Origin of the sequence: Salinigranum sp. (assembly GCF_041641895.1) — an archaeon.
Taxonomy (GTDB): domain Archaea; phylum Halobacteriota; class Halobacteria; order Halobacteriales; family Haloferacaceae; genus Salinigranum.
The window spans coordinates 1-4,483 of sequence record NZ_JBEPXO010000142.1; the positions used below are offsets into that span (position 1 = coordinate 1).

Annotated in this window: 4 protein-coding genes and 1 pseudogene; 2 read left to right on the top strand and 3 right to left on the bottom strand. The window is 70.0% G+C overall.

All coding sequences use genetic code 11. The features are described 5' to 3' along the window. Positions 1-484 (bottom strand): annotated as a pseudogene (locus ACESK5_RS18830) (hypothetical protein); the annotation flags it as partial. A gap of 134 nt (positions 485-618) precedes the next feature. Further along, complete coding sequence (locus tag ACESK5_RS18835; RefSeq protein ID WP_372913126.1) at positions 619-906, bottom strand: hypothetical protein; 288 nt, start codon at positions 904-906, stop codon at positions 619-621. Positions 907-1,178: 272 nt separating this feature from the next. On the opposite strand from ACESK5_RS18835, the gene ACESK5_RS18840 reads away from it, so the two are divergent. Both ACESK5_RS18840 and ACESK5_RS18845 read left to right on the top strand, forming a co-directional pair. After that, the gene (locus tag ACESK5_RS18840) at positions 1,179-2,300 is read left to right on the top strand and encodes a tRNA (guanine(26)-N(2))-dimethyltransferase (protein ID WP_372913123.1); all 1,122 of its coding nucleotides are present in this window, start codon (positions 1,179-1,181) and stop codon (positions 2,298-2,300) included. Between the two features lie 48 nt (positions 2,301-2,348). Then, positions 2,349-3,593, top strand: coding sequence for a YihY/virulence factor BrkB family protein (locus ACESK5_RS18845; RefSeq protein ID WP_372913124.1), 1,245 nt, complete (start codon positions 2,349-2,351; stop codon positions 3,591-3,593). 34 nt (positions 3,594-3,627) lie between these two features. Here the strand turns inward: ACESK5_RS18845 and ACESK5_RS18850 are convergent, their stop codons facing one another. Beyond that, positions 3,628-4,443 carry a DUF2182 domain-containing protein gene (locus ACESK5_RS18850; protein WP_372913125.1) on the bottom strand — a complete coding sequence of 272 codons (816 nt, stop codon included), beginning with the start codon at positions 4,441-4,443 and terminating at the stop codon, positions 3,628-3,630. Positions 4,444-4,483: the final 40 nt, after the last annotated feature.

The following is a 4,483-nucleotide window of genomic DNA, read 5'->3' on the forward strand; positions in this document are numbered from 1 at the left end:
GCCCGGCCGCGGCGCCGTCGCGGACGTCGTCGAGTCCGGCGTGCCGGAGGTCACGGTCGGTGACGCGGAAGACGCCCTCCTCGCCCGCGACGAGTCGCCCGTCGACCGCCCGCGGTCCGTCGACGCCGCCGACGGTCCGCCACGACCGCGTGTCGTCGTCGAACGCGAGCGTCCCGACGGACCCGTCCTCGCCGACGGCGACGACCTGTTCGGCGGTGAGTCCCACCGCCACCGCGGGGCCGAATCCCAGCCCCTCGTACCCCGGCGCGAGCAGGACGTCCTCGTCAGTCGCGACGGCGATTCTCCCTCCGGTCCCGGCGACGTCCCGGGCGGTACAGTGGTGGTCGACGCGGAAGCCACCGACCCGGTCGCCCGAGACGTCGACCACGACACAGCCGACGCCCGCGGCGACGAACACCTCGGTCTTGCCGGCCTTCGACGCGAAGACGCGTTTCTCTTCGATTGAGAGGTCGCCGTCGGTCATAGCGTGATGACAGTCGACTGCCGAGGTCAATAGCGCTTCCGCTCGTCTCTCTCCGTCGTCCGGCACTCCGTCACTGCCCGGTACTCCGTCACCACTCTCTCACACGAGCGGGAGATCGAGCACCGAACGCCACCTCACAGGAACTCCCGGACCTCCGAGTACCACATGTCGTGGTAGTCGACCTCTCCGAGGGCGTCGGCGACGTCGACGGCCAGCGAGTGCCAGCAGCGCTCGCGCGGGTCGGACTGGTCGAGGTTGTACTCGGCGTCCTTGCAGGTGCACTGGCCCTCCTCGATGATGTACTCGTCGTCGTACCCCACCACCACGGTGAAGTCGCGGTAGCGCTTCACCCGACCCTCGGAGACGGCCTCGATGGCTCGCTGGCCCCGTCTGCTGTGCGTCGAGACGATCGCGTCGACGATGGCCGGCGTGAGTCGACCCGTCTCCCGGAGCGCCGCTCGCCAGTCCTCGGTCGGGTCGACTTCGGTGTCGGCGGCGTCAGCGGACGACGTAGTGGCGGCCGCGTCGGCGGCGTCGCTCCCCTCGCTCTCGCCCCCGTCGTCCTCCTCGCTCCCTCCTTCGTCGTCGACGCCGGTCACGGCACGCGGTTTGCCCGATGCGGACAAAAGGCGTTCGGTCACCCCGTCCGTCTCGGTATCACAACCGCTTTGCCCGGCGCTCGGCGAGTGGGGGTATGCTCGTCAGCGAAGGGGGGGTCGAGGTGGCGGTGCCCGAGGCCCGCGACGGTGCCTCCGACGGCAGTGGCGACGGCGTCTTCTTCAACCCGACGCAGGAACTCAACCGCGACGTCACCGTCGCCGTCCTCCGCGCGTACCGCGACCGGGACCCCCGTGCGTCGTCGTACCTCGACGCGATGGCCGCCTCGGGAATCAGGGGTGTTCGCGCGGGACGCGAGGGCTACGACGTGACCTGTGCGGACGTCGACCGCGACGCAGTCGCCCTCGCTCGTGAGAACCTCGCGCGCAACGACGTCGCGGGCGAGGCGGTCCACCGCGACGTCAACGCCCTCCTGCACGACGAGGGTCCGTTCGACGTCGTCGACGTCGACCCGTTCGGGACGCCGATGCCCTTCGCCGACAGCGCCTTCGCCAACACCCGTGACCTCGTCTGCGTGACGGCGACCGACACCGCGCCGCTCTGTGGCGCCCACTTCAACTCCGGCGTGCGCAAGTACGCCACGGTGCCGCAGAACACGGAGTACCACGCCGAGATGGGGCTCCGCGTCCTCGTCTCGGCGCTCGTCCGGACCGCCGCCCGGTACGACACTGCCGCCGTGCCGATTCTCTCGCACGTCACCCGCCACTACGCGCGGACGTATCTCGAACTCGACCACCGCGCGACCAGCGCCGACGCGGCCATCGACGAGCTGGGGTACGTCCACCACTGCGACGACTGCCTCCACCGCTCGTCGGAGACGGGGCTGGTCGCGCACCCGCCCGAGGCGTGTCCGCACTGTGGGTCGTCGGTCCGCACCGCGGGGCCCGTCTGGCTCGGGTCGGTCCGCGACGCCGAGTTCGCCTGCGCCGTCCGCGCCCACGTCACCGACGACATGGGCGAGGCGAAGGCGGCACGTTCACTGCTGGAGACGCTGGCGGCGGAGGTGACGGCCCCGACCCACTACGACCAGCACAAACTCTGCAAGCAGTGGGGCGTCCCCGCCCCGGGGATGGACGACTTTGTCGCGGCGCTCGAAGACGCCGGTTACGAGGCCTCACGGGCCCACTACCACGGCACTGCGCTGAAGACGACTGCCTCGGTCTCCGAGATGCGGGCGGCGACTGACGACCTGTTCTAGCGTCGCGGAGCGCCGTCTTCTTGTACCGGTAGGCAGAAACCTCTCGCGATGGCTACACGTTCTTCGGCCGGTACCGCCCGCACCGTCCTGAACACGGTCCGTGAGAAGGAGGTGACGTTCCTCGCCGCGAGCATCTCGTACTACATCCTCGTCTCGCTCGTCCCGCTGCTCGTGTTGGCGCTCGTCGTCGCCGTCCTCGTCGGCGGCGACGCGCTCCGCGCGCAGATTCTGGCCCAGGTCGACGCCAACCTGCCCGCCGGGGAGGCGCTCGTCGGGCAGGCGCTCGCGGACCGGACCGCACAGGGAGGGCTCGGCGTCGTGAGCCTCCTCCTGACGGTCTGGGGGGCGCTGAAGGTGTTCCGGGGGCTCGACACGGCGTTCAGTCGCATCTACGCCGTCGCCGGGCGGGGCATCGTCGACCAGTTGAAAGACGGCACCGCGGCGCTCGTCTCCATCGGCGTCGGCGTCACCGGCGTCGTCGTCCTCGGGAGTCTGCTCGCCGTCGTCGACTCGACGCTCGTCGCCCTCGCCGGGCCGTTCCTCCTCCTCGGGACGCTCACCGTCGCCTTCCTGCCGCTCTACTACATCCTCCCCGACGCCGACGTCAGCCTCCGCGAGGTCCTCCCGGGGACGGTGTTCGCGGCGGTCGGCTGGGCCGCGCTGGGCACGCTGTTCGGCATCTACGCCCAGCAGGCCGGTGGGAGCGTCGCCGGTGCCCTCGGCGCGCTGCTCCTGCTCATGACGTGGTTCTACCTCTCCGGCATCCTCATCCTCACCGGCGCGGTCATCAACGCCGTCGTCGGCGGGCGGACGGGGGATGACCGGGACCGGCAGGTACAACACGCGGGAAGCCGACGTGACGAACCAGCAGAAATGAGCGAGGGCGAACCCGACTTCGAAGGCAAGGTCGAACCGAGCGGTGCGCCTGACATCTCAGACCTCGAACGCCGCGTCGAGGAGCTCCGGGCCGACCTCGACGACTTCGAACGCGACGTCGACGACCGGACGCTCCCGAAGGCGGACGTCGAGGCCGAGTTGAAACGCTACGTCCGCCGGCGGATGCGACGCGGGAAGGCGCGCGGCTGGGGTCCCTACCTCGTGCTGCTCTACGGAACGGTGATGACCCTCGGGGCGTTCTTCTTCCTCGACGGCCTCTGGGCCATCCTCGCCATGGTCGTCCTCTTCCTCTCGACGCTCGGGCTGTACACCCTCTTCATCCTCGTCGGCATCGGGTTCAACGCCCTCTCGGTCCCGGCGAAGGCGGCCGACGCCGTCCGCGACCGGCGGGGCTGAGCCCCCCCACGGCTGACCGCCTCGTTCCTGCCTGCTACACGCCGAGGACCACCGTCCCGAGGACGACGACACCGGCCACGCACGCGACGACGCCGACGCCTCGCGCGAGTCGGCCACCCCACGACACCGTCCGTTCGACCGAGAGGACGACGGTGATGAGCGCCATCCAGACGAGGTTCATCGTCCCGACGACGACCATGAACGCGAACAGCGCCCAGCAGCAGCCGAGACAGAACCGCCCGTGCTCGAGCCCCATCCGTGCGGCTCCCCGGATGCCGGGACGGCTGTGCGTCAGCAGGAACCCCAGTGGTGTTCGGCAGTGGTGCAGACACTGGTCCTTGTACGACGACAGCTGGTACACGCCGAGCAGGAGCAGTGTCCCACCGAACACGACCCCCGTTCCCGCGATACGTCCGAGCGGCACGAACTGGTTCACGAGCAGTGGGACGACGCCGACACTCGTCCAGAGGAGCGTGTACGACCCGAGGAACGCCCCGACACGGAGCAGCCGCTCGTGTCTCGGATGCGCGGCCAGCGTCCCGTGGTACAGTCGCACGAGTGGGACCGACGACGGGTACATCATCGCGATCATCATGACACCCCACATGACGAGGTAGAGCACCCACCCCCGGAACCCCGCACCGGCGGCCATCATCTCGGGGACACCGGGGTCCGCCACATCCAGCGCCGCTCCCGTGCCCCCTCCTCCGGGCATCGGGAGCACCCGGGCGACCATCGCGAGCCAGGCCACGAGCGCGAGCACGTACACTCCCAGGCCGACGAATCGTGTCTCCCGGGGACCGAGCCTGCGGCTCTGGCGACCGCTTCTGGTTTCCTGTCGGTGCTCCATGTCTCAGGCGTTCGTCAGTTCGAAGTCGCAGACGAAGGCG

Coding starts and splice junctions, on each gene's coding strand:
- ACESK5_RS18840 (WP_372913123.1), top strand. CDS start 1,179: ATGCTCGTCAGCGAAGGGGGGGTCGAGGTGGCGGTGCCCGAGGCCCGC.
- ACESK5_RS18845 (WP_372913124.1), top strand. CDS start 2,349: ATGGCTACACGTTCTTCGGCCGGTACCGCCCGCACCGTCCTGAACACG.
- ACESK5_RS18850 (WP_372913125.1), bottom strand. CDS start 4,443: ATGGAGCACCGACAGGAAACCAGAAGCGGTCGCCAGAGCCGCAGGCTC.